Annotated in this window: 23 protein-coding genes and 1 pseudogene; 13 read left to right on the top strand and 11 right to left on the bottom strand. The window is 65.6% G+C overall.

Features of this window, described 5'->3' with window-relative positions:
• Window positions 1–120 precede the first annotated feature (120 nt).
• A pseudogene (locus ACVW17_RS23675) lies at window positions 121–582 on the bottom strand (NuoB/complex I 20 kDa subunit family protein); the annotation flags it as partial.
• A 569-nt stretch (window positions 583–1,151) separates the two neighbouring features.
• Here ACVW17_RS23675 and ACVW17_RS23680 point away from each other — a divergent pair.
• The gene (locus ACVW17_RS23680) at window positions 1,152–1,301 is read left to right on the top strand and encodes a hypothetical protein (RefSeq protein WP_456754148.1); all 150 of its coding nucleotides are present in this window, start codon (window positions 1,152–1,154) and stop codon (window positions 1,299–1,301) included.
• A gap of 471 nt (window positions 1,302–1,772) precedes the next feature.
• Here ACVW17_RS23680 and ACVW17_RS23685 read toward each other — a convergent pair whose 3' ends face one another.
• From ACVW17_RS23685 to mdcA, 7 genes are read right to left on the bottom strand one after another with little or no spacing between them, the layout of a single operon-like run.
• Window positions 1,773–2,690 (bottom strand): acyltransferase domain-containing protein, encoded by a 918-nt coding sequence (locus ACVW17_RS23685; RefSeq protein ID WP_456754149.1) that lies wholly within the window; start codon window positions 2,688–2,690, stop codon window positions 1,773–1,775.
• Entirely contained in the window at window positions 2,690–3,538 is an 849-nt protein-coding gene (gene mdcB / locus ACVW17_RS23690) for a triphosphoribosyl-dephospho-CoA synthase MdcB (protein WP_456754150.1), read from the bottom strand. The genes ACVW17_RS23685 and mdcB overlap by 1 nt, the downstream gene beginning before the upstream one ends.
• Window positions 3,535–4,182, bottom strand: a complete 648-nt coding sequence (mdcG, locus tag ACVW17_RS23695; RefSeq protein ID WP_456754151.1) for a malonate decarboxylase holo-[acyl-carrier-protein] synthase — start codon at window positions 4,180–4,182, stop codon at window positions 3,535–3,537. Before mdcG ends, mdcB begins: the two co-directional genes overlap by 4 nt.
• On the bottom strand, window positions 4,175–4,915 hold the full coding sequence (mdcE, locus tag ACVW17_RS23700; RefSeq protein WP_456754152.1) for a biotin-independent malonate decarboxylase subunit gamma: 741 nt from the start codon (window positions 4,913–4,915) through the stop codon (window positions 4,175–4,177). Before mdcE ends, mdcG begins: the two co-directional genes overlap by 8 nt.
• Entirely contained in the window at window positions 4,902–5,816 is a 915-nt protein-coding gene (locus ACVW17_RS23705) for a biotin-independent malonate decarboxylase subunit beta (protein WP_456754153.1), read from the bottom strand. The genes mdcE and ACVW17_RS23705 overlap by 14 nt, the downstream gene beginning before the upstream one ends.
• A complete protein-coding gene (gene mdcC, locus ACVW17_RS23710; protein ID WP_456754154.1) occupies window positions 5,813–6,130 on the bottom strand; it encodes a malonate decarboxylase acyl carrier protein in 318 nt (105 codons plus the stop codon). Before mdcC ends, ACVW17_RS23705 begins: the two co-directional genes overlap by 4 nt.
• A gap of 10 nt (window positions 6,131–6,140) precedes the next feature.
• Complete coding sequence (gene mdcA / locus ACVW17_RS23715; RefSeq protein ID WP_456797927.1) at window positions 6,141–7,787, bottom strand: malonate decarboxylase subunit alpha; 1,647 nt, start codon at window positions 7,785–7,787, stop codon at window positions 6,141–6,143.
• Between the two features lie 194 nt (window positions 7,788–7,981).
• On the opposite strand from mdcA, the gene madL reads away from it, so the two are divergent.
• The 10 genes from madL to ACVW17_RS23765 all read left to right on the top strand — a co-directional run bounded on the left by madL (window position 7,982) and on the right by ACVW17_RS23765 (window position 15,046).
• On the top strand, window positions 7,982–8,422 hold the full coding sequence (madL, locus tag ACVW17_RS23720; protein ID WP_456754155.1) for a malonate transporter subunit MadL: 441 nt from the start codon (window positions 7,982–7,984) through the stop codon (window positions 8,420–8,422).
• The gene (madM, locus tag ACVW17_RS23725; RefSeq protein WP_456754156.1) at window positions 8,419–9,183 is read left to right on the top strand and encodes a malonate transporter subunit MadM; all 765 of its coding nucleotides are present in this window, start codon (window positions 8,419–8,421) and stop codon (window positions 9,181–9,183) included. The genes madL and madM overlap by 4 nt, the downstream gene beginning before the upstream one ends.
• Window positions 9,184–9,900: a GntR family transcriptional regulator gene (locus tag ACVW17_RS23730; protein WP_456754157.1), complete on the top strand. Its 717-nt coding sequence runs from the start codon at window positions 9,184–9,186 to the stop codon at window positions 9,898–9,900. It abuts the gene before it with no gap.
• A gap of 15 nt (window positions 9,901–9,915) precedes the next feature.
• Window positions 9,916–10,437, top strand: a complete 522-nt coding sequence (locus ACVW17_RS23735; protein ID WP_456754158.1) for an N-acetyltransferase family protein — start codon at window positions 9,916–9,918, stop codon at window positions 10,435–10,437.
• Entirely contained in the window at window positions 10,419–10,880 is a 462-nt protein-coding gene (locus ACVW17_RS23740) for a cupin domain-containing protein (protein WP_456754159.1), read from the top strand. The genes ACVW17_RS23735 and ACVW17_RS23740 overlap by 19 nt, the downstream gene beginning before the upstream one ends.
• An 84-nt stretch (window positions 10,881–10,964) precedes the next feature.
• Window positions 10,965–11,147 (top strand): hypothetical protein, encoded by a 183-nt coding sequence (locus tag ACVW17_RS23745; RefSeq protein WP_212014982.1) that lies wholly within the window; start codon window positions 10,965–10,967, stop codon window positions 11,145–11,147.
• Window positions 11,148–11,373: 226 nt separating this feature from the next.
• Window positions 11,374–11,859 (top strand): copper chaperone PCu(A)C, encoded by a 486-nt coding sequence (locus ACVW17_RS23750; protein WP_456754160.1) that lies wholly within the window; start codon window positions 11,374–11,376, stop codon window positions 11,857–11,859.
• A 204-nt stretch (window positions 11,860–12,063) separates the two neighbouring features.
• Window positions 12,064–13,806 carry a PQQ-dependent dehydrogenase, methanol/ethanol family gene (locus ACVW17_RS23755; protein ID WP_456798991.1) on the top strand — a complete coding sequence of 581 codons (1,743 nt, stop codon included), beginning with the start codon at window positions 12,064–12,066 and terminating at the stop codon, window positions 13,804–13,806.
• Between the two features lie 71 nt (window positions 13,807–13,877).
• On the top strand, window positions 13,878–14,420 hold the full coding sequence (locus ACVW17_RS23760; protein ID WP_456754162.1) for a c-type cytochrome: 543 nt from the start codon (window positions 13,878–13,880) through the stop codon (window positions 14,418–14,420).
• Window positions 14,417–15,046 (top strand): hypothetical protein, encoded by a 630-nt coding sequence (locus ACVW17_RS23765; RefSeq protein ID WP_456754163.1) that lies wholly within the window; start codon window positions 14,417–14,419, stop codon window positions 15,044–15,046. The genes ACVW17_RS23760 and ACVW17_RS23765 overlap by 4 nt, the downstream gene beginning before the upstream one ends.
• Window positions 15,047–15,204: 158 nt before the next feature.
• On the opposite strand, the gene ACVW17_RS23770 is transcribed toward ACVW17_RS23765, so the two are convergent.
• From ACVW17_RS23770 to ACVW17_RS23780, 3 genes are all read right to left on the bottom strand, one after another.
• The gene (locus ACVW17_RS23770) at window positions 15,205–16,914 is read right to left on the bottom strand and encodes a protein kinase domain-containing protein (RefSeq protein WP_456754164.1); all 1,710 of its coding nucleotides are present in this window, start codon (window positions 16,912–16,914) and stop codon (window positions 15,205–15,207) included.
• A gap of 30 nt (window positions 16,915–16,944) precedes the next feature.
• Window positions 16,945–18,204 carry an MFS transporter gene (locus tag ACVW17_RS23775; RefSeq protein WP_456754165.1) on the bottom strand — a complete coding sequence of 420 codons (1,260 nt, stop codon included), beginning with the start codon at window positions 18,202–18,204 and terminating at the stop codon, window positions 16,945–16,947.
• Between the two features lie 332 nt (window positions 18,205–18,536).
• Entirely contained in the window at window positions 18,537–18,728 is a 192-nt protein-coding gene (locus ACVW17_RS23780) for a hypothetical protein (protein WP_456754166.1), read from the bottom strand.
• 114 nt (window positions 18,729–18,842) lie between these two features.
• Between ACVW17_RS23780 and nirB the strand changes: the two genes are divergently transcribed.
• Together nirB and nirD are read left to right on the top strand one after the other, a co-directional pair.
• A complete protein-coding gene (nirB, locus tag ACVW17_RS23785; RefSeq protein ID WP_456754167.1) occupies window positions 18,843–21,302 on the top strand; it encodes a nitrite reductase large subunit NirB in 2,460 nt (819 codons plus the stop codon).
• Window positions 21,299–21,628, top strand: coding sequence for a nitrite reductase small subunit NirD (nirD, locus tag ACVW17_RS23790; protein ID WP_456754168.1), 330 nt, complete (start codon window positions 21,299–21,301; stop codon window positions 21,626–21,628). The genes nirB and nirD overlap by 4 nt, the downstream gene beginning before the upstream one ends.
• Window positions 21,629–21,634 lie beyond the last annotated feature (6 nt).

Raw genomic sequence — 21,634 nt, forward strand, 5'->3', positions numbered from 1 at the left:
CGCGTTAACTTAAGTAAAAGGGCTATGCCTTGCTGCGGAGCCGACAAGCGATCGCTGTGCCGATCGACGATCGCCATTTCGTTCTGTACCGGAACGTAGCGGTCGCCCTGGACAGCTGCTCTAACGTTCGATCGAGCCGGTTCGTCTGATCTTGTTTTGCAAGAGGAGGATGCCGTAGAGCAAAGCTTCGGCGGTCGGCGGACACCCCGGGACGTAGATGTCTACCGGTACGATTCGATCGCAGCCGCGAACGACAGAGTAGGAAAAGTGATAGTATCCGCCGCCATTGGCGCAGGACCCCATCGAGATGACGTAGCGCGGCTCCGGCATCTGATCGTAGACTTTGCGCAGGGCCGGCGCCATCTTGTTGCAGAGCGTTCCCGACACGATCATCACATCCGACTGTCGTGGGGACGCGCGAGGTGCGGCTCCGAAACGTTCAATGTCATATCTTGGCATCGAGACCTGCATTTGCTCGATGGCACAACAAGCGAGCCCAAACGTCATCCACATCAGGGAGCCGGATCGAGCCCAGGTCACGAGATCGTCGAGCGGGGCGATGAAAAAGCCGCGGTCTCCCAGATTTTCCTGCACACTGCCAAAATCCCTCACGGAAAACCTCCTGGCTCGGGTAGCAATTGCGGGAGGTAATCTCCGCCGGCTAGGGACGTTCCTAGGCCTTGTCCGGTGCGGTATCCGTTGCTTGGGAAGCTCTCGCTCTTCGCGCGACGAGGGTGGCTGTCCCGGGTTGTGGCAAGTGGGCTGGATGCGAGGCGCGTCAGCTTCCAGGCCAATGGCTTCATCCAAAACGGACCAGTTGGCTATAGTCGGTCCACCCGCCAGTTCTGCGCTGGCCGGCCGCCAACCCGGAATCAGGCAATCGAAGACTTCTTCCGCAAGCGATTCAGTCTTACTCGGGAAAGACGTGTTTTCGACACAGGCTTATCTGGATAGACTCATAAAGTTAGTCAGGATGGCGTTTTTCGCGGCATCTTAGGCTCAGTTCGACCTTGGCCGGACATCACTTGCGGCAACGCCTCGGATTCGTCCGGACAATGGCGCTACGGTTCATTCGGACGGGGCATCCCGCATTTTGAACTAAGCGCGGGATCGCCGAGACTTACGTCGGTAGGCTGCTGGAGGATTGCGACATGCCTGACTGGTTTCTCGCGCCGATCTGCGTGGTCGGGTTGGTCGGCTTCATCTGGTTCGCGTTTCGGCAGGGCTTCAAGGTGAAGCCTGACGAGGACAAGCGCGACCCTCCGACGTTGCCGCTTGGGCCGGACGGCTCGTGGCGCTAGGGGCCGCGTTGCCTACGGCATGGCGCTTGGCGATCTCGCGACGCCGGCCGACATCGCGAGCGAAGGGGCGGCCGAACTCCCGATCTTCCGGAATGTAAAGCCCCCGATTGTTTCAAGGTGATAGCCCTTTTGGGGCATGTTCCAGCCGCACGTCTTGTGCAAGCTAAGGCTACCGGGATTTTGCATTTCCTTCCTGGGGCTAGAGCCAACGCCGCCCGCAAATATTTCAAACGAGCGCCGTTGTGCTGATGAGAACCACCGCCCCATCACAGCATCCTGCTCCCGCGTGCGGAGGCGGCCATAAGGCACATGCCCACGAGCGAAGCGATCATCACCGTCGCCTTGTTGGTGATCTTCGCGCTCGTGATCTGGTATGGCGCCATACCGTAAGGACACGGATAAAATCGGCGCAGGATGCGCGCTGGGCTCAGGGCTTCGGAGAACCACTGATCTCGATCGCGGCGTCGCCGGCTAGTCGAGAGCCGTCCAGCTTCGCAAGCCGTCGATGCTGTGAAACCCGTCGGCCGCGTAGCAGCGGATCGAGGGCAGGAAGGCCTGCGTCATCTCGGCGAGCGCATGCCCCGGACCGAGGTCCAGCACCCGCGTGATCCCCAGTTCGGAGAGCGCCGTCAGCGTCGCTGCCCAGTCGATCGGTTGCGCGACCTGGCGTGCGAGCATCGCTGTCGCACGGCTTGGCGTGAAGATGCGCTCACCATCGCCACCCGCGAGCAGGATGCGCCGACCCGAGATGGGAAAGCGCTTGCCGGCGTCGAGCGCCTGGCGCAGCGGCTCGCTGGCCTGCTCAAGGCGTGACGTGTGCGAAGCGATTTTCACGGCGAGAAGCCCGCTGCGCGCGCCCGCTGTTGCGGCCTCTTCGCAGAGCGCGATCACATCCGGCTCGGCGCCGCCGACCACGAACAGGAGGTCCGGATTTTTGATCGCGATCTCGCAGCGGTGTTTTTCGAGCAGCCGGTCGAGCGTGGCCCCGTCGAGCCCGCGGACATAGCCGAGGCGGCCGTCCGGTCCCGCGGCGCTGTCCATCAGCCGTGCGCGAATCTCGGTCAGCCGCAAGGCCTCGTCGGCGGTCCAGATTCCGGCAATGCTCCAGGCCGCCATCTCGCCGACGCTGTAGCCGGTGACGGCGGTCTCCCGCGTGAGCAGGTCGCCGAGGCAGGCATGGATCGCGAGCGCCGATGTGACGGTCAGGATCTGGCTGACGCGATTGGCGGACAGTTGGTCGGCGCTTGCTGCCCTGACCAGCGTCCGCGGGTCCTCGCCGAGACAGGCCGTTGCGGCGGCAAATACCGGCTCCGCCGCAGGCTGACCGTCGACCAGATCGAAGATCGTGTCGGAGAGGGTGCCTTGTCCGCCGCAGATCAATGCAAGCATCAGCGTTCCAGCCGATCGATGAACAGCGCCATGGCCAACAGGTCGGCCGAGCCGCCGGGGCTCAGATTACGCGCCACGAATGCGCGATGAATGTTGGTGGCGCGCGCGCGCCAGCCACAGGATCCGACGCCTCCGCTGGCCAGAAATGCCGATGCGCTGGCTTGCGCGAAATGCAATCCTTCCGCGCCGCCACGATGCAGGAGATTGGTATCGGCGACGTCGGCGATCAGCGTCATGCAGGTCTGAACCCGTGCCGCTTCCTCATCATGTGGTGCCAGCGTCCGCGCCGCATGCAGGGCGGGAAGGGCGATGTCATAGACGGAGCGGAAGCCACCTGCTGCTTCCGATCGGGCGCCGCCGGCACCGTGGCGGCGTGCGGCCACCGCGCCATGGCTGCGCAGCGAGACCGGGCCGGAGAGGATCGCATCGCCCCAACGTTGCGATACCAGTTCGCCCAGCGACTTGCGGATGCCGAGCGCGCCGCGATATCCGGCTGCGGCGCACAGCAGGCCCAGTCCGAAGATCGCGCCGCGGTGGGTGTTGACGCCGGAGGTCGCAGCCATCATGGCGCGTTCCGCGGCAACTCCGATGGCGCGCAACCGGTTCATGCCGGCACCCTCGGCGCCGGCGGCCGCCAGATCGCGGAAGAAGGGCGCCAGCGTGTCGGCGCTCAGGCACAGCAGCGCGGCGTCCATATCCCCGTGCGCGCCGTTGTCGACATGGCTGACCAGCCCCGGCTTCGGATAGGTCGCGACCTCGAGCTTCAGGCACAGCGCGGCAAGCCGACCGATCTGCTCCGCATCAGCCTCCCGTCGCGGCCGTGATTGCCATTTCAGCGCGGCGTTCACGACGTCCGCCCCGACAGAAACGCTGCGCGCGTCGCGCCGGTGACGCCGTCAGGGCCCTTCACGACAACTTCGTCCTCGTCGCTGCCGGTCAGTTCGCGCCACTGCACACCGCCGGCGCAACCGACGATCTCGCCGTCGAGCCGCATCGGCGCCTGCGCTGCAATCGCAGCGATGTCGGACGGCAGGCTCTGCGCCTGCCGCGCTGACGCCAGCGGCCAGAGCAGATCGAGGTCTGAATTGTCCGACAGATAGGGCAGCCCGGTGAGATGCTGCCACGCCAGGCTGCCGAAGGTTCGGGTCTCCGGCACAAGCCGGACGAGGTGTGCGATCGTCTCGCGCCACTGCGTCGGCGCTGTGGCGGCGGCATCGGCGAGCAGGGGCGGCGGGGCGGATGCGACGATGTCGCCGGGCGCGAGCGCCAGCGCAAGGCGTCGTTTGCCGTGGCTCGGTGGCAGCGGCAGGCCGAGCGGAATCATGCCCGCCCCATCGCTGCAAGCCGGCCGCCGGACGATGAGCGGACGATCCGCGCGCGCCCATTCTGCGATGATCGGTTCAACGGCGAGTTCGGGATAGCGGCGCATCGCTGCGCTCCATCCCGCGGCCGAGACCTTCACCATGGTGTGGCGATCCAATGCGTCAGCCATGTTGCATCTCCTGCGGCGCGGACGCTGCGAGCGTCACGACGCGGTCGGCGATTTCTGCAGCCTTTCGCCGTCCGCCGCGCTCGGCACCGAGCCGGCCGCGCGGGTCCGGTCCTTGCGGACGCTCGAGGATCGCGGCGAGCTGCGGCGCCAACGGCGCGTGCTCGTCCAGGACCGCCTGAATGCCGCCGGTCTGCACCATGTTCTCGAGGCCCGGAGCGAACACCGGGGTCGCTTCCGCCTTGGCCTTGAGCACGTCGATCGGAAGCTTGGTGACCCGCGCCATCGACGGCAGATCCATCACCGCGGGATGCGCGGCGGGCAGCGCGACCAGCGTGCCGGCTGCGAGGGCGGTGGCGATGAACGCGCCGGCTGCGCTGCCGCCGTAGAGCAGGGCGACGGTGCGGTGTCCTTCCGCTTCCGCCAGCATCAAGGCCTTGGCGAGATGCGCCAAATATTCGCTGAGGCCGAGCAGTTCGTCGCGCCGGCTCATGCGTTGGCTCGACGAATCCACCAGGAGCAGAATCGGCGCGCGATCGCCTGATTTGACGATCTCGAGCACACGCCTTGCCAGCACAATCGCCTCGTCGACGCCGAGCGGCTGTCCCTGGGTCATGCCGAGCACGTGGACCGGGCCTGCACCGGGAAGGATCGCCGATCCCGCAATCATCGCGCCGCTGATGTCGATGTTGCTGCCGTTCGGGAACAGGCCGGCCAGGATGTCATCGAGCGTCATCGGCGTTCTCCCTGTTGGTCGCCGCGCGAAGAAATGCGTCGGTCGGAAGCGCGGGGATGTCGGCCGGCTGGTCGATGCCGAGCACCTGCCAGATCTCGACCGCGTCCTTGGCCGCGCCGAAGCGTTGCAGCCGTCGCTCCAGGCGTGTCTGCTCGGCGTCGAGAACAGCCAAACTGCAACCGCGTGTGACCTCGAGCGCGTCGATCACAGCCCGGCGAAACGCCAATGCCTCGTCGTCGACGAATATGTCGGCGCCGCCGATCAGGTAGCGGTGCTTGCCGCCCATGGTGCGCCAGACCAGCGCGCGGTCGCGCGAGTCGAACTCCTCAATGCCCCTGTTGGTCTCGATCACCTCGGGGCCGCTGACGCTGATCCGGCCCTGTTCGGAGACGATCAGGCGCGAGCAGGTGCCGGCGATCAGGCTGCCGCCGCCATAGCATCCGGCGCGGCCGCCGATCACACCGATCACGCTGACGCCGGCGCGCCGCGCCTCGATGATCGCGCGCATGATCTCCGCGATGGCGAGCTCGCCGGCATTGGCTTCCTGAAGCCGCACGCCTCCGGTGTCGAACAGGATCAGCACGTCCTGCTGAAGCGCACGCGCGGCGCGCAACAGACCGGTCAGTTTGGCGCCATGCACCTCGCCGAAGGCGCCGCCCATGAAGCGTCCTTCCTGTGCCGCGACCAGCACCGGCGAGCCGTCGAGGCGGCCGCGCCCGACGACGATGCCGTCGTCGAACTGCTCAGGCAGGTCGAAGATCGAAAGATGCGGGCTGATCTCGCGCTGCTCGGGGCCGATAAACTCGGCAAAGCTGCCGGGATCGAGCAGCGCATCAATGCGCTGCCGGGCGCTCGCCTCGTACCAGCTCAGCGAATCCGTGTTGGCAGTGGCTGCGGTCATCGTTCCGGCTCCTCGATCTTGCGGACGCCCTGGGCGAGGCGCAGCGCGACCGTGTCGGGCCGGGCGCCGCCGTCATTGATGGAGATGCGCAGGCCGCCGGCAGGGCGGCGGGCCGCGAAATCGCGAACCACGGCGTCCCAGACCGCGCCGAAGCCGTGGGCTGCGGTCGTGATGTCGATCATGCAGCTGTCGGCGGGTGCTGCGCGTTCCAGCAGCACCTCGAGATTGCCGGAGGCGACGACGCCGACGATCGCCTGCATGCGGGTGCCACCGGCGCGTTTCGGGGCGGATAGTCGGAAGCTGAGCGTTTCCATGCAAAACTCCTCACCAATTGCGAAAGCGGCTGGGCGGACGATAGAGTCCGCCGGACGCCAGCATGAGATCCTTGATTGAGCGGGCGGCGAGCAGGCGGCGATCGGCGTCGAGCGGATCGATGCCGAGATCTTCCGGGCGCCGGATCACGCCGCGCGCGCGCAGCTTCTCGACCAGCCTGGAATCGCGGGCGCGGCCGATGTCGGTGTAGCCGGCAACACCGCGGATCGCCTGCTCGCGCTCGTCCTTGTCCCGGCACATCAGGAGGTTGGCGATGCCTTCCTCGGTGACGATGTGGGTGACGTCGTCGGCGTAGACCATGACGGGCGCGAGATCGAGCTTGAGCGCGCTTGCCAGTTCCAACGCGTCGAGCCGCTCGACGAACAGCGGGGCGTTGCGCTCGCCGAAGGTCTCGCCGATCTGCACCACCAGCTTGCGGCCGCGGCGCAGCGCGGCATCGGAATCCGGCGCGGCCTCGGCGCCGGCCTTGAGCCAGGGTTCGCTCGGGTGGCGGCGGCCGCGCGGGTCGGAGCCCATGTTCGGCGCACCGCCGAAGCCCGCGATGCGGCTGGACGTCACCGTCGAGCTGTGGCCCTCGAGGTCGATCTGCAGGGTCGATCCGATGAACATGTCGCAGGCATAGAGGCCTGCGGTCTGGCAGAACGCGCGATTGGAGCGCAGCGAGCCGTCCGGTCCGGTGAAGAACACGTCGGGGCGCGCCGCGACATAATCCTCCATGCCGACCTCCGATCCGAAGCAATGGATCTGCTCGACCCATCCGGCTTCGATCGCCGGAATCATCGTGGGATGCGGATTGAGCGCGAAGTGGGTGCAGACCTTGCCCTTGAGGCCGAGCTTCTCGCCATAGGTCGGCAGCAGCAATTCGATCGCGGCGGTGTTGAAGCCGATGCCGTGATTGAGCCGGCGCACGCCGTAGGGCGCGTAGATGCCCTTGATGGCGAGCATCGCGGTCAGGATCTGGGTCTCGGTGATCGCCGCCGGATCGCGCGTGAACAGGGGCTCGACATAGAACGGCCGGCGGGCTTCGACCACGAAATGCACGAGGTCGCCGGGGATATCGACCCGCGGCACCTTGTCGACGATCTCGGTGACCTGGGCCACGACGAGGCCGTTCTTGTAGCTGGTCGCCTCGACCACCGTCGGTGTGTCTTCGGTGTTCGGCCCGGTATAGAGGTTGCCGTCCTTGTCGGCGCTGACGGCTGCGATCAGCGCGACGTTCGGCGTCAGATCGATGAAGTAGCGCGCGAACAGCTCGAGATAGGTATGGACGGCGCCGAGCTCGATCTTGCCGCCGAACAGCATCCGCGCCATGCGCGCCGATTGCGGGCCCGAATAGGAGAAGTCGAGCCGCCGCGCGATGCCCTTCTCGAAGATGTCGAGGTGGGACGGCAGCACCACGCCCGACTGCACCATGTGGAGATCGCTGATCTCGGCAGGGTCCAGGTCTGCGAGCGCCGAGGCGAGGATGTCGGCCTGCTTCTGGTTGTCACCCTCGAGGCACACCCGATCACCTGACCGGATCACTGCGTTCAGGAACGCAGGCAGCCGCGGGATCGGGACGATCTTTCCGTCGGCGTGCCGCCGACCGGCGGCGAGGCGCTCGCGCAGCGCGGCCTTTTGCATACCCCAATCGCTCATTTCGGGCTCCTCGGCATGCGAGATGGGCTTCGATGCCGATCAATGTATGCGTATTGCGTCGCTCTGTCAATTAATGTATACGATAATCAATAAGCGACGGATATTCGCATACACAGGAGGAAATTCACGATGCGAATGCATACGAAGCGTCCAAGTCCTGCTGCCGGCGCCCTGCTCACCGCGGGGAGGCGCCCGTGACCATTTCCGGTGTCGCGCTGCTCGCGATCTGCACCCTGCTGGGAGGCTTCCTGGGCGACCTGCTCGGCGTCGCCCTCGGCGTGAAGGCCAATGTCGGCGGCGTCGGCATTGCGATGATTTTTCTGATCGCGGCCCGGCTCTGGCTGGTGCGCCGCAAGCTGCTCAGCCACGGGCTCAAGACCGGCGTCGAGTTCTGGGGCAGCTTCTACATTCCGATCGTGGTCGCCATGGCCGCGCAGCAGAACGTCGTCGCCGCAGCGAAGGGCGGTCCGATCGTCATCATCGCCGGCGCCGGTGCCGTCGCGGTGTGCTTCGCGATGGTCGCCCTGATCGGCCGGCTCAGCGGCCGGGTCGAGACGATGGACGAGATCGAGGCGCGCGAGGCCGAGACGCTTGCCGCGCCGGTGCCTCAGTTCAAGTCCGGGAGGATCGCATGACCATGCTGTCTCACGTGCTCGTCGCGAATTCGCTGATCACCGCGTTCGCCGCGGTCGGGATCCTGATGTGGATCTCCGGAGCGATCTCGAAATATTTCACCTTCGGGCGCATTCACGGCTCGGCGATCGCGATCATGCTGGGGCTCGCGCTGGCCTTTCTCGGTGGCCTCTTCACCGGCGGCGAGAAGGGCGTCGCCGACCTGCCGGCGCTGGCCGGGATCGGGTTGATGGGCGGCGCGATGCTGCGCGACTTTGCCATCGTTGCCACCGCCTTCGAGGTCGACGTCGTGCATGCGCGCAAGGCCGGCGTGATCGGCGCGGTCGCGCTCGGCCTGGGAACCGTGGTCCCGTTCATTCTCGGCGTTCTCGTCGCCGCGGCGTTTGGCTACACTGATGCCGAATCATTGACGACGATCGGTGCCGGCGCGGTCACCTACATTGTGGGACCGGTCACCGGGGCGGCCATCGGTGCATCCTCGCCGGTTATCGCCCTTTCGATTGCGACCGGTGTGTTCAAGGCGGTGATCGTGATGATCGGCACGCCGTTCGTCGCCAGGATGATCGGCCTCGACAATCCGCGCAGCGCCATGGTGTTCGGCGGATTGATGGGGACGGTCAGCGGGGTTTCCGGAGGGCTCGCCGCGACCGACCGGCGGCTGGTGCCATACGGGGCGTTGACGGCGACGTTCCATACGGGATTGGGATGCCTGGTCGCGCCGTCTGTCCTTTACTTCGCGGTGCGCGCGATCACAGGAGGCTAAATGGCAGGTTTGCTCAAGGTCGCGACCGATCCGGAAGACGATGGGGGATTGCTCTCCGATCGGATCCGGAACGCGTTGACCGACGAGATCGCGTCGGGCGCGCTGGTTGCCGGTTCGGCCCTGGAGGAGCAGCAGCTCGCCGATCGCTTTGGCGCCTCCCGCACGCCGGTGCGGGAGGCGCTTCGCCAGCTCGTGGTCAGCGGCCTGGTCGAGGTGCGCGGCCGCCGCGGCCTGGTCGTGGCGCGGATGACGCCCGAGCGCATCATGGACATGTTCGAGACCAGCGCCGAGGTTGAGGCGATGTGCGTCAGGCTTGCGACCTATCGCATGACCCCGCTCGAGCGCAGCCATCTGATCGAGCTCCACGAATCCTCGCGGGCGATGGTCGAGGCGAATGACGTCGATGCCTATGATGCGTTCAACCGGCAATTCCATGAATGCATCTACAGCGCGACGCATAACTCGTTCATGGCGGAGCAGGCGCAGGACGTGCGTGCGCGGCTCAGCGCCTTCCGCCGGACGCAATTGCGGCAGGGCGACCGTATCCGCAAGTCGCGGGATGAGCACGACGCCATCATGCAGGCGATCGCGGAAGGCGATGGCGAGACCGCATCACGCAGGATGCGTGCGCACATGCTGAACGCCGCAGCGGCGCTGCGACGCTATATCGATGATCGCCTCAGGCCCGTCGATGGGCCTGCGGCCGATAACGCCTGAGCGTAGCGGTACCGAATGAACATGCAATCCATCGAGCTCCGGCGCCTGTTGCCCGCGGATGCGGCGCTCTATCGCGACATCCGCCTCGAAGCGCTGCGCATGAGTCCGGAGGCGTTCGGCAGCGCCTATGAGACGGAGAGCGTGCACCCCGTCGAATGGTTCGCGGAGCGGCTGACGCGCGGCGCGGTGATCCTCGGCGCGTTCCGGGGCGACGAAATCGCAGGGATCGTCGGCTTCGTGGCGGCGGAAGGGCCGAAGCAACGGCACAAGGGCGCGCTGGTCAGCATGTATGTGCGGCCGGCGGCGCGGCGCGGCGGTGTCGGCCGGCTTCTGGTCGAAGCCGCGCTCGAACTTGCAGCTGAAACGGTCGAGCTGGTGCAGCTCGTCGTCGTGAAGGGCAACGAGCCGGCGGTTCGGCTCTACGAGAGCATGGGTTTCGTCGCGTACGGGCTGGAGCAGCGCGCGTTGAAGATCGACGGCCGCTACTACGACGATATCCTGATGGCGAAGGATCTGCCATGCCGAAGATCGACCTGACAAACGTGCCGGAACGCAAGGGGACCGGCTATCCGGCCGAGTTCGCCGCGTTGTCCGCGGAGCGGGTGCGGCAACGGCTCGGCGATGCCGGCGGGCTCGCCGATTTCGGCGTCAATCTGATGCGGTTGCCGCCCGGCAACTGGTCGAGCCAGCGCCACTGGCATTCGGACGAGGACGAGTTCGTCTATGTGCTCGCGGGCGAGCTGGTGCTGGTGGAGGACGGCGGCGAGACGGTGCTGCGCGCCGGCGATTGCGCGGCATTTCCGAAAAACTCCGGCAACGGGCATCACATGATCAACAGGTCGCAGATGACGGCGACCTATCTCGAAGTCGGCTCGCGTTCGCGCGCCGATGTCATCACCTGCTCCGATATTGACATGATGAGCCCGAGCTCCGACGGCCGCTTCCTGCACAAGGACGGGACGCCTTACGACAGATCCTGAACCGCGGCTGGCTCCCACGCTGTGAAATCGGGCGTTGCGGATTGGCCGGCGGAGGGTCAATCTTCCGCAAGGGAGCGCGCCACGATGGCGGAATGGTATTTCATCTGGATCGACGGCCCGCGCGGGCCTGAGCCGCAGAAATGGTCGTCGGACGCGCTGTGGGGGCAGGTGGCGCGTCAGGACATTATTGTCCGGTTTCCGTTGAGCGATCGCGAGGCCGGATTGTCGCTCGACCAGCTGGCGCGGCTGCACCCGGTGCCGCAGTGATCCGATGCGAAGACGTCAAACCACCAGAGCTGGTTGCGCACATGCGATCACCTCACGCGGTGCAGTATGTGCTGCATCGCGCTCTGCCTGCGTTAGCGTATCGAGAACGCTCATGCGCAAAAATGTAGCACGAATCGCAGGAAGCCGAGTTCCCGACGTTCAATCGCTGGCAGCGCGCGACGAAGCATGAAACAATGCCGCAAAAATCACGATGGGAGAAAACTTGATGTCGTTCGAGCGGGAGTTGCATGGCGTCGTTGCGTGCCGGTCGGTTAAGTGCAGCTCATGGATCGCGTTGCCATTATTCTGCCTGATCGGCACGTTCGGAGTGATGCCCAACGCCGTCGCGAACGAATCCCTGGCAATTGTGGATGCGCGCGTACCGGCGGTCGACAAAGCGGGCGGGGACCTTCCCTTGACGATGACGATCAAGAATGAGGCAGACAGCGCCGACGCGCTGCTCCGTGTCCGTTGTCCGGTGGCGAATTTTTCCGAACGTCACACCGTCGATCGCGGCGAAGGCACACCAGCCATGCGTTCGATTCCGAACATTCCGGTGCCTGCAAAGGCTACGCTCGAGTTGAAGCGCGACGGCTATCACGTCATGCTGCTGCAGTTGCGTCAGGTGCTCGCTCCCGGCGAGACGTTCAAATGCGCGATCGTTTTTCAGAAAGCAGGAACCATCGAGACGGAGGTAACGGTCCAGAAGTGACCCAAGACAAGTAACTCAAGACAAGTAACTCAAGACAAGTAACTCAAGACAAGTGACTGGGAATGCGGCGGGTGGCACAGCCAATCGCCGGGACTCAAGGCTTCTCGCGCGATCGCCCGTATGTGACGGGCGATACGATCAATGAAGAATGCTGGATCCGGAGGAAATACATCCATGACAAGGTTGAATTGGGTAAAATCTCATATGCTCGCGGCGGCCGTAGCATCCGCAGCGACCTTGGCGGGCTCTTTCGCGCTCGCCGACGACGTCAACCAGGATCGCCTGCTCAATGCTGACAAGGAAGCAGGCAACTGGCTGCACCATCACAAGAACTATTCGGCGACCCGCTTCTCGTCGCTGACCGACATCAACAAGGATAACGTCAAGAACCTGAAGGTCGCCTGGACCATGGCGCTTGGCGGCGTCGAGGGCGGTGGAATCTGGTCGCATGGCGGCCTGGAGGGAACGCCGATCGTCGAGAACGGGTTCATGTACGTCACCGACGGCTGGGGCTCGGTCTACAAGATCGATGCGCATGGCGGCAAAGGCGTGCTGGTCTGGAAGATGGATCCCAAGACCGACCACGACTGGGCCGGCGCGGTGGCCTGCTGCGGCGTCGACAACCGCGGCGTCGCGTTGTGGAACAACCTCGTCATCTCGCACACGCTCGACGGCCGCCTGATCGCGACCAACAAGGAGACTGGGCAGGTCGCCTGGCAGCGTCAGGTCGCCGATCCCGACAAGGGCGAGGTGATCACCGGCGCTCCGCTGATCGTCAAGGACAAGGCGATTTCGGGCGTGGCCGGTGCGGAATACGGCATTCGCGGCTGGATCGCCGCCACCGACCTGAACAGCCAGAAGGAAGTCTGGCGCACCCACACCATCCCGGGCAAGGATGAGGCGGGGGCGGAGACCTGGAAGGACGACAAGAACGCCAAGGCGAGCGGCGGCGGCTCGACCTGGGTCACCGGCAGCTACGACCCCTCGACCAACACCATTGTCTGGGGCGTCGGCAATCCCGGACCGGACTGGGATAATGAATACCGGCCCGGCGACAACCTCTATACCGACTCGTCGCTTGGTCTCGACGCCGACACCGGCAAGATCAAGTGGCACTACCAGCACACGCCGAACGATCCCTACGACTATGACAGCGTGGCGGAGAACGTGCTGGTCGACGTTCCCGGTCCGAACAACACGACGCTGAAGCTCGCGCTCGAGGCCGACCGCAACGGCTTTGCCTACGCGGTCGATCGCAACAGCGGCAAGTTCGTCTGGGGGTTGCCCTTCGTCAAGAAGGTGACCTGGACCAAGGGGCTCGATCCCGAGTCCGGCAAGCCGGTGGAGTACGATCCGAAGCAGGGCGTGCAGAAGTACAATGCGTCGGTCACGCCGAGCCGCACCAACAAGGAAACGGATATCTGCCCCGGCAACATGGGCGGCAAGAACTGGCCGCCGACCGCGTATAATCCGAACCTGAAGCTCTGGTACATCCCGGTGATCGAGAGCTGCAACCACATCAAGGTCGAGGAGATGACGCCGGACAAGGTGAAGGCGCGCGAGTTCTTCACCGGCGGCGGGCCGAGCCAGAACGTCAAGATCACCGGCAGCGTGACCGCGATCGACGTCACCACCGGCAAGGTGGCAGGGAAGGCGGAGACGCAATTCCCGAACCTCGGCGGCATCCTGGCGACGCCTGACCTGGTGTTCTCCGGACAGCCGTCCGGCGAGGTGATCGCCTACGACGCGAAGTCGCTGCAGCAGCTCTGGCAGTTCAACACCGGCGGTGGCGTCAACGCGCCCCCGATCACGTTCTCGGTGGACGGCAAGCAGTATGTCGCGATCCTGGTCGGCCTCGGCGGAGCCTGGGACAAGTGGTTCATCGATGCCACCCCCGAGCTGAAGCGGATGCAGCCGGGCTCGATGCTCTACGTGTTCGCCCTTTGACGTCGCAAGCGCGGGAGGCTCCGAAACGGAGTCTCCCGCGTTCGATTTGGCCGAGAGAAGAAACAAGACACATGAAGCAAAACTGGCTGGTTGGCGCGTGGCTCGGCTGCGCGCTGGTAATGGGATTCGTGGCGACGGCGCAGGCCCAGTCGGCGAGCGATCCGACCGATGCGGGCAAGGCGGTGTTCAAGCGCGGCAATTGCATGGGTTGCCACAAATGGCACGGCAACGGCGGCGGCGGTTATGGCGGCGACGCGCTGTCGCTGCGCAAGACCGAGCTGACGCGCGAGCAGATCATCGAGACCGTGACATGCGGGCGGCCGGGCACCGGCATGCCGTTCTTCGTGCGCGGCTCCTACGACACCACGAAATGCTACGAGATGAGCCGACAGGACGTCGCCGACCGCATGCCGCCGGAGGCGAACGTGTTCCTGCGGCCGAACGAGATCGAGGCGGTCGCCGACTACGTGCTCGCCCACGTCAAGGGCAAGGGCGAGCCGAACTACGACGAATGCATCACCTTCTTCGGCGACGGCTCGCGCGTCTGCAACATCTACAAGGAGGCCGGCCATGCCGCCGCGCCGTCCGACCCAAGCGAGAAGGCAAAGCCATGAGCAAGCAGAGATCGACAATTCGTGGTTTGGTTTTTGCTGCGTCCGTCACGGCCGCGGTGCCGGCGATGGCGACCGCGGGAGACCTGCGCGACATCAATGTCGGCATGGCGATTTCAAGCGTTCCGGACGCCGGCTACATCAACCTGACCTGCGCCGGCGAGAAGACCACCCACCGACTGGCGGAATGGGCGCAATGGTCGAACTGCCCGGAAGGGCCGGACCAGCTGCGCGGCATTCGCTTCGAGTATGATCGCGAGACCGCGCACGAAGGCACCATGGTCGCCGGCCATCCCGCGATCCTGACGGTGATGATCGACAAGGATGCCAAGATCGCCGCGCTGACCATCGAGACCGATCCGAAGGCGCGGCTCTATCTGCGCAAGAAGGCGTTCCTGCTCGGCCTGCAAGCGAAGTCGCGCTACGGCGAGGACGGCTGGAGCTGCGTCGAGGCGAAGCCGGGCGCCGACAAGCAGGAGGTCGGCGGAGTCTTCGTCGACGAGACATGCAGCAAGACCACCGACGGCCGGACCGTCGAGATCGAGCGGCATCTCTATCGCGAGCCGAACAAGGAGCTCAAGGACATGACCGACGAGACCCGGATCACCATCCGCCGCGCGGGGTCTTAGGTTATTCTTACTGCGCCACAAGCGCCTTTCCGCTGATCCTGAGCGACTGTGAACCAATCCAGCCGTCATTGCGAGCGAAGCGAAGCAATCCATCTGCCCGCAGACGCGGTTGGATGGATTGCTTCGTCGCTATCGCTCCTCGCAATGACGACGGAAGCCTAATGCCGCGCCAGCAGCACCACGACGATCAGCGCCAGGATCGCGCATAGCACCTTCCAGAACGTCACGGGATCGCGGTCGTGCAGCGATTTGCGGGTGGCGACGGCGGGGCCGGCCCAGGTCGCGCCGTTTTCCAGCTCATGCGCGAACTCGATGGCGTCGCCGAAGCGTTGCGCGGGCTCGACGCTGAGCGCCTTGCCGATCACGGCATCGAGCCAGGCCGGCAGGTCCGGCCGGTAGCGTGACAGCGGTGCCGGCTTGCCGAACCGCGGCCGCGAGAACGGCTCGATCTCGCCGAACGGATAGTTCGCGGTGAACATGCGATACACCGTGACGCCGAGCGCGAACAGATCCGACGCCTCGTCGCCGGCGTTGCCGCCGAACAGCTCGGGCGCCATGTAGCTTGCGGTGCCCGGGATGTCCTCGGCGGGAAAATCCTCCAAGAGCGGCACGCGCGCGACGCCGAGGTCGACCAGGCGCAGCCCGCCGTCTTTCAGCAGGATCACATTGTCCGGCTTGATGTCGCGATGGATGATGCCGGCGCGGTGCAGCGCCGTCACGGCGCGCACCAGCTTGGTTGCGATCGCGATACCCTCGGTCAGCGACAGCCGCGGCGCGCGGCTGAGCCGCTGCTCCAGCGTCTCGCCCTCATAGAGCGGCATCGCCGAATAGAGCCTGGTCTGGCGCTCCGCCGGCACCTCGATGATCTCGCCGATCCACAGGCTGCGCACGCGCGCGGCAACCCAGGCCTCGCGCACGAAGGCGAGGCGATAGGAGCCTTCGCTTGCGACCCGCGGATGCGGAAATTTCAGCACCACCTCGCGGCCGGCGCGCGTGTCGACGGCCTTGAACAGGCGGCTGTAGCGCCCGTCGGACAGCACGTCGCCGAGCGCAAAATCGTCGATCACCTCGCCGCTCTCCGGCAGGTCGAGGATCGGCAGCGTCGCGATCGCGTGGGTGAGGTCGTCGCGATCCGCCGGCGGCAGGTCGACGACGTCGAGCACCAGCGCCGTCGTGTTGTCGCTGCTGCCGGCCGCGAGCGCGGCATCGACGATACTGCGCGCCGATTCGTCCGGCGGCGTGCGCTCCTCGAGCAGCTGCTGGAGGCGGGGATCGCCGATCGCGCCATGAACGCCGTCGCTGCAGATCAGGAGACGGTCATGTTGCCGAAGTCCGACCGAGGTGGTGTCGAAGCGGGCGAATTCCTCGAAGCCGATGGCGCGGCTCAGCATGTGGGCGAGGTCGCCGCGGCCGGCGATGTGATCCTGGGTCAGGCGTTCCAGCCGCCCCTCGCTCAGACGATAGGCGCGGGTGTCGCCGATATGGATCACATGGCATTGCCGCCGCGACAGGATGATCGAGGAGAACGCGCAGGCCATGCCGCTGCGCGCGACATCGACGCGGCCCTGGCCGTAGATCCAGCTGTTGGCGGCTTCCAGCGCCCGCGCGGCACGGCGGCGGACGCCGAGCGTCTCCGGCAGCGAATAATAGGCGTCGATGAAGCTGCGGACCGCGACCTCCGCAGCCTCGCGTCCGCCCTTGTGGCCGCCGACGCCGTCGGCGACCGCGGCGACCACGTCGCGATGCAGTGTGCCCGGCTGGCCGAGGCAGGCCGCGACGTAATCCTCATTGGCGGCGCGCTTGCCGGTCTCGCTGGCAAAGCCGAAGCGAACGCCGAGATCCCTTTGCAGATCGCGCTGCAATGCCACGTCCGGGCCCGTCCTCTCCGGAGCGGGCGATCAGACGCGCGCTCCCGACACCGCGCCCCAGGTGGTGCGCCAGCGGACCTTGACCATGGCAAGTCCGATGAAGCCAAGCAACGCCAGGGCGCCGAAGAACAGGAAGCCGGCGCCGAACCCGCCGGTCATGCCATTGGCGTAACCGAGCGTCTGCGCCAGGAAGAAGCCGCCGACGCCGCCGGCGCAGCCGACCAGCCCGGTCATCAGGCCGATCTCGTGGCGGAAGCGCAACGGGATCAGCTGGAACACCGCGCCATTGCCCATGCCGAGCGCCAGCACGCCGATCGAGAACAGCAGCACCGAGACCCAGGCGATCCGCGGCAGCTCGGTCAGCGCCCAGCCGGCCTGCGTCGGCGCGGTCGGGCCCTCCGGCATGAAGGCGATCACCAGATAGGCGGCGACCACGACGCCGAACAGGATCGACAGTGAACGAATGCCGCCGATGCGGTCCGCGATCATGCCGCCGACCGGGCGAAAGCCCGAACCGAACGCGACGATCAGCGCGACCAGCATGCCGGCCGCCACGCCCGAGACGTGATACTGCACGGTGAAATACAGCGGCAACGCGTTGGCGAGGCCGACGAAGCCGCCGAAGGTGATGAAGTAGAAGAACATGAACCAGCGGCTGTCGGAATCCTTCAAGAGCGCGCCATAGGCCTTCAGCGAGATCGGCTTGCGCTCGCCCGGCGCGTCCTTGGCCGCGACCGCATAATAGGCGAGCACCATCAGCATCGGGATCAACAGGCAGCCGAACACGGCCTGCCAGCCCCAATGTTCGGCGATGCTCGGGGCCAGCAGCGTGTCGAGCACGACGCCCATGTTGCCGGCACCGGCGATCCCCATCACCACGCCCTGATATTGCGGCGGATACCAGCGGCTCGCCTGGGGCAGGGCGACCGCGAACGAGGCGCCGCCGACGCCGAGCGCAAGCCCGAACAGCTCGATCGCGAGCTTGCTGGTCAATCCGAAATGCCAGACCGACGCGGTCGCTGCGATCACGATGAGCTGGGCGATGATGCCGGTGCGCTTGGCGCCGATGATGTCGGCGAGAATGCCCATCGGCACGCGCAGCAGCGCGCCGGCGAGCACGGGAATCGCGACCAGAGTGAACTTCTCGTTCACCGCCAGATTCATATCGCGTGCGATGTAGACGATCAGCGGCCCGAGCGCGACCCACGCCATGAAACTGATGTCGAAATACAGGAACGCAGCGAGCAGGGTCGGCCAGTGACCTGCCTTCTTGAACTCGGCTAGCTTCATCGCACACGTCTCGCGGTGATGCGGCAGAGGCAGCCGCTGAACAGCGGCCATCCCGGGCGCAGATAAAATCGAATGTGGGTGAATGCATGAGTGCGCTCGTCGTTGAGACGCACTCCGTCAACTACAGAGGTCAGCAATTACCGTGCCATCGAATCGATCGCGTCGCTTTGCCTTGCAGTCGCAAGACGTTGCAAAGAGATCGCGGACCGCGTTCGGTGCGCGCGATTGGCGTGGCTCGCAGCAAGGGCCGCCGCGCAAACGCGCACCCTGATGCTTTCTTGTGCGATGCGCCATGTGCGCGCGATGGCACATCGATCGCGGGTTCGCGATCGTCACCACGGCCGCAGATGCTGTGCTGCACAAGAGATCATCGGCGTGGCTAAAAAATCGGCCAGCTGCGGTCGCGCCGCGCGGCCGGCCAGATTCGAGGTCGCCAGAAACCCATTGATTTTGCAGCGAGATTCGTCCGCCGCGAACTGGCACGCGTTTTGAATATCAGTCAATAACGGAACATCGATCGTCATTGAGGACGGTCTGCGCCCGCGGCTGGGCTTCCTAACAACTCCAAACCTGATCGGTGTCGATCGACGACGCGCGCCGCGTCGCTGAGCACCGTCGTCGGAATTGAAAGGCAGACCATGCTCGACAAAGTGACCAAGCAGAAGCTCGTGGTGATCGGCAACGGGATGGCCGGCATCCGCACCGTGGAGGCGCTGCTCGAACGCGCGCCCGATCTCTACGACATCACCGTGTTCGGCTCCGAGCCCTACGGCAATTACAACCGCATCCTGCTGTCGCCGGTGCTCGCCGGCGAGAAGACCGTCGACGACATCATGCTCAATACCGTCGACTGGTACGAGGACAACAACATCACGCTGCGCAAGGGCGAGACGATCTCGATGATCGATCGCCGGACCTGCGAAGTCGTCACCGACGCCGGCGATCGCGTGCCCTATGACCGGCTGCTGATCGCGACCGGCTCGAATCCGATCATGCTGCCACTGCCCGGCAAGGACCTGCCGGGCGTGATCGGCTTCCGCGACATCTATGATGTCGATCGCATGATCAAGGCCTCGACCGACTATCGCAACGCGGTCGTGATCGGCGGCGGCCTGCTCGGCCTCGAAGCCGCCAACGGGCTGATGAAGCGCGGCATGAACGTCACGGTCGTGCATCTGCTCGACACCCTGATGGAGCGCCAGCTCGATCCGGTCGCCGGCGGCCTCCTGCGCAAGTCGCTGGAAGAGCGCGGCATGGTGTTCAAGATGCCGGCGCAGACCCAGGCGATCCTGGGCGAGGAGCGCGTCACCGGCGTGCGCTTCGGCGACGGCACCGAGCTAGCGGCCGATCTCGTGGTGATGGCGGTCGGCATCCGCCCGAATTTCGAGCTCGCCAAGAAGGCCGGGCTCTATTGCGAGCGCGGCATCGTCGTCTCCGACACCATGCAGACCTATGACGGCCGCATCTACGCGGTCGGCGAGTGCGTGCAGCATCGCCGCCAGGTCTACGGCCTGGTGGCGCCGCTGTTCGAGCAGGCCAAGGTCTGCGCCAACCATCTCGCGATGAAGGGCTTTGCCACCTATGACGGCTCGGTCACCTCGACCAAGCTGAAGGTCACCGGCATCGACCTGTTCTCGGCCGGCGACTTCGCGCCGGGGCCGGACAAGGAGGAGATCGTGCTGCAGGACGCCAACCGCGGCGTCTACAAGCGCATCATCCTGAAGGACAAGAAGATCGTCGGCGCGGTGCTCTACGGCGACACCATCGACGGTCCCTGGTACTTCCAGCATCTGCGCGACGGCACCGACGTCTCGCATATGCGCGAGCGCCTGGTGTTCGGCGCCGCCAATCTCGGCGACGGCGGCGTCAGCGGCCAGAACTCGGTCGCCGCGATGAGCGACGAGACCGAGATCTGCGGCTGCAACGGCGTCTGCAAGGGCGCGATCGTCAAGGCGATCTCGGAGAAGAAGCTGTTCACGCTCGACGACGTCCGCGCCCATACCAAGGCGTCGTCGTCCTGCGGCTCCTGCACCGGCCTGGTCGAGCAGGTGCTGGCGTTCACGCTCGGCGGCGACTATTCGGCGGCGCCGAAGGTCAAGCCGCTGTGCAAATGCACCGATCACAGCCATGACGACGTCCGCCGCGTCATCGTCGAGCAGCAGCTCAAGACCATTCCGGCCGTGATGCGCTTCATGGAGTGGAAGACCCTGAACGGCTGCCATTCCTGCCGTCCGGCGCTGAACTACTATCTGCTCGCGACCTGGCCCGGCGAATATCGCGACGACCAGCAGTCGCGCTTCATCAACGAGCGCGTCCACGCCAACATCCAGAAGGACGGCACCTATTCGGTGGTGCCGCGGATGTGGGGCGGCGTCACCACGCCGAGCGAGCTGCGCGCCATCGCCGATGTCGCCGAGAAGTTCAACATCCCGACCGTGAAGGTCACCGGCGGCCAGCGCATCGATTTGCTCGGCGTCAAGAAGGAGGACCTGCCGGCGGTGTGGGCCGATCTCAACGACGCCGGCATGGTGTCGGGCCACGCCTACGCCAAGGGCCTGCGCACGGTGAAGACCTGCGTCGGCTCCGAATGGTGCCGCTTCGGCACCCAGGATTCCACCGGTCTCGGCGTCAAACTCGAGAAATTCATGTGGGGCTCCTGGACCCCGGCCAAGGTCAAGCTCGGCGTCTCCGGCTGCCCGCGCAACTGTGCGGAAGCGACCTGCAAGGACGTCGGCGTGGTCTGCGTCGATTCCGGCTACGAGATCCATTTCGCCGGCGCCGCCGGCCTGCACATCAAGGGCACCGAGTTTCTGACCAAGGTCGAGACCGAGGACGAGACGCTCGAGGTGATCGTGGCGCTGACCCAGCTTTATCGCGAGGAGGGCTGGTATCTCGAGCGCATGTACAAATGGTGCGACCGCGTCGGTCTCGAGCAGATCCGGAAGCGGGTGGTCGACGACGTCGCGAACCGCAAGGCGCTGTTCGCCCGTTTCGCCTATTCGCAGCAGTTCGCGCAGACCGATCCGTGGGCCGAGCGCGCCAGCCACGGCGTCGACCGCAACGAGTTCGCGCCTCTCGCCGAATTGGAGCTCGCATGACCAGCTGGATCGAAATCGGCGCGCTCGACGACATTCCGCGGCTCGGCTCGCGCGTGGTGCGCACCCCTGGCGGCAACATCGCGGTGTTCCGCACCGAGAGCGACGAGGTGTTCGCGCTCGACGACCGCTGCCCGCACAAGGGCGGGCCGCTGTCGCAGGGCATCGTGCACAACAAGCGCGTGACCTGTCCGCTGCATAATTTCGTCATCGAGCTGGCCACTGGCCAGGCGGTCGCGCCCGACGAGGGCTGCACGCATACCCATCCGGCCAAGGTCGAGAACGGCGTGGTCTGGCTGGCGGTGCGGCAGGCGGCTGCGGTGAGCTGAGCGGTC

The organism is Bradyrhizobium sp. USDA 4473, from assembly GCF_054063335.1.

Excerpts from the sequence above, each read along its gene's own strand:
- ACVW17_RS23760 (WP_456754162.1), top strand. The coding sequence starts at position 13,878 with ATGAAGCAAAACTGGCTGGTTGGCGCGTGGCTCGGCTGCGCGCTGGTA.
- mdcA (WP_456797927.1), bottom strand. The coding sequence starts at position 7,787 with ATGAGCGATTGGGGTATGCAAAAGGCCGCGCTGCGCGAGCGCCTCGCC.
- ACVW17_RS23775 (WP_456754165.1), bottom strand. The coding sequence starts at position 18,204 with ATGAAGCTAGCCGAGTTCAAGAAGGCAGGTCACTGGCCGACCCTGCTC.
- nirD (WP_456754168.1), top strand. The coding sequence starts at position 21,299 with ATGACCAGCTGGATCGAAATCGGCGCGCTCGACGACATTCCGCGGCTC.
- ACVW17_RS23750 (WP_456754160.1), top strand. The coding sequence starts at position 11,374 with ATGTCGTTCGAGCGGGAGTTGCATGGCGTCGTTGCGTGCCGGTCGGTT.
- ACVW17_RS23740 (WP_456754159.1), top strand. The coding sequence starts at position 10,419 with ATGCCGAAGATCGACCTGACAAACGTGCCGGAACGCAAGGGGACCGGC.
- ACVW17_RS23735 (WP_456754158.1), top strand. The coding sequence starts at position 9,916 with ATGAACATGCAATCCATCGAGCTCCGGCGCCTGTTGCCCGCGGATGCG.
- ACVW17_RS23745 (WP_212014982.1), top strand. The coding sequence starts at position 10,965 with ATGGCGGAATGGTATTTCATCTGGATCGACGGCCCGCGCGGGCCTGAG.
- ACVW17_RS23765 (WP_456754163.1), top strand. The coding sequence starts at position 14,417 with ATGAGCAAGCAGAGATCGACAATTCGTGGTTTGGTTTTTGCTGCGTCC.
- ACVW17_RS23730 (WP_456754157.1), top strand. The coding sequence starts at position 9,184 with ATGGCAGGTTTGCTCAAGGTCGCGACCGATCCGGAAGACGATGGGGGA.
- mdcE (WP_456754152.1), bottom strand. The coding sequence starts at position 4,915 with ATGACGCTCGATGACATCCTGGCCGGCCTGTTCCCGAACGGCAGCAAC.
- ACVW17_RS23685 (WP_456754149.1), bottom strand. The coding sequence starts at position 2,690 with ATGCTTGCATTGATCTGCGGCGGACAAGGCACCCTCTCCGACACGATC.
- ACVW17_RS23680 (WP_456754148.1), top strand. The coding sequence starts at position 1,152 with ATGCCTGACTGGTTTCTCGCGCCGATCTGCGTGGTCGGGTTGGTCGGC.
- mdcC (WP_456754154.1), bottom strand. The coding sequence starts at position 6,130 with ATGGAAACGCTCAGCTTCCGACTATCCGCCCCGAAACGCGCCGGTGGC.
- nirB (WP_456754167.1), top strand. The coding sequence starts at position 18,843 with ATGCTCGACAAAGTGACCAAGCAGAAGCTCGTGGTGATCGGCAACGGG.
- mdcG (WP_456754151.1), bottom strand. The coding sequence starts at position 4,182 with ATGGCTGACGCATTGGATCGCCACACCATGGTGAAGGTCTCGGCCGCG.
- ACVW17_RS23755 (WP_456798991.1), top strand. The coding sequence starts at position 12,064 with ATGCTCGCGGCGGCCGTAGCATCCGCAGCGACCTTGGCGGGCTCTTTC.
- madM (WP_456754156.1), top strand. The coding sequence starts at position 8,419 with ATGACCATGCTGTCTCACGTGCTCGTCGCGAATTCGCTGATCACCGCG.
- ACVW17_RS23705 (WP_456754153.1), bottom strand. The coding sequence starts at position 5,816 with ATGACCGCAGCCACTGCCAACACGGATTCGCTGAGCTGGTACGAGGCG.
- ACVW17_RS23780 (WP_456754166.1), bottom strand. The coding sequence starts at position 18,728 with ATGACGATCGATGTTCCGTTATTGACTGATATTCAAAACGCGTGCCAG.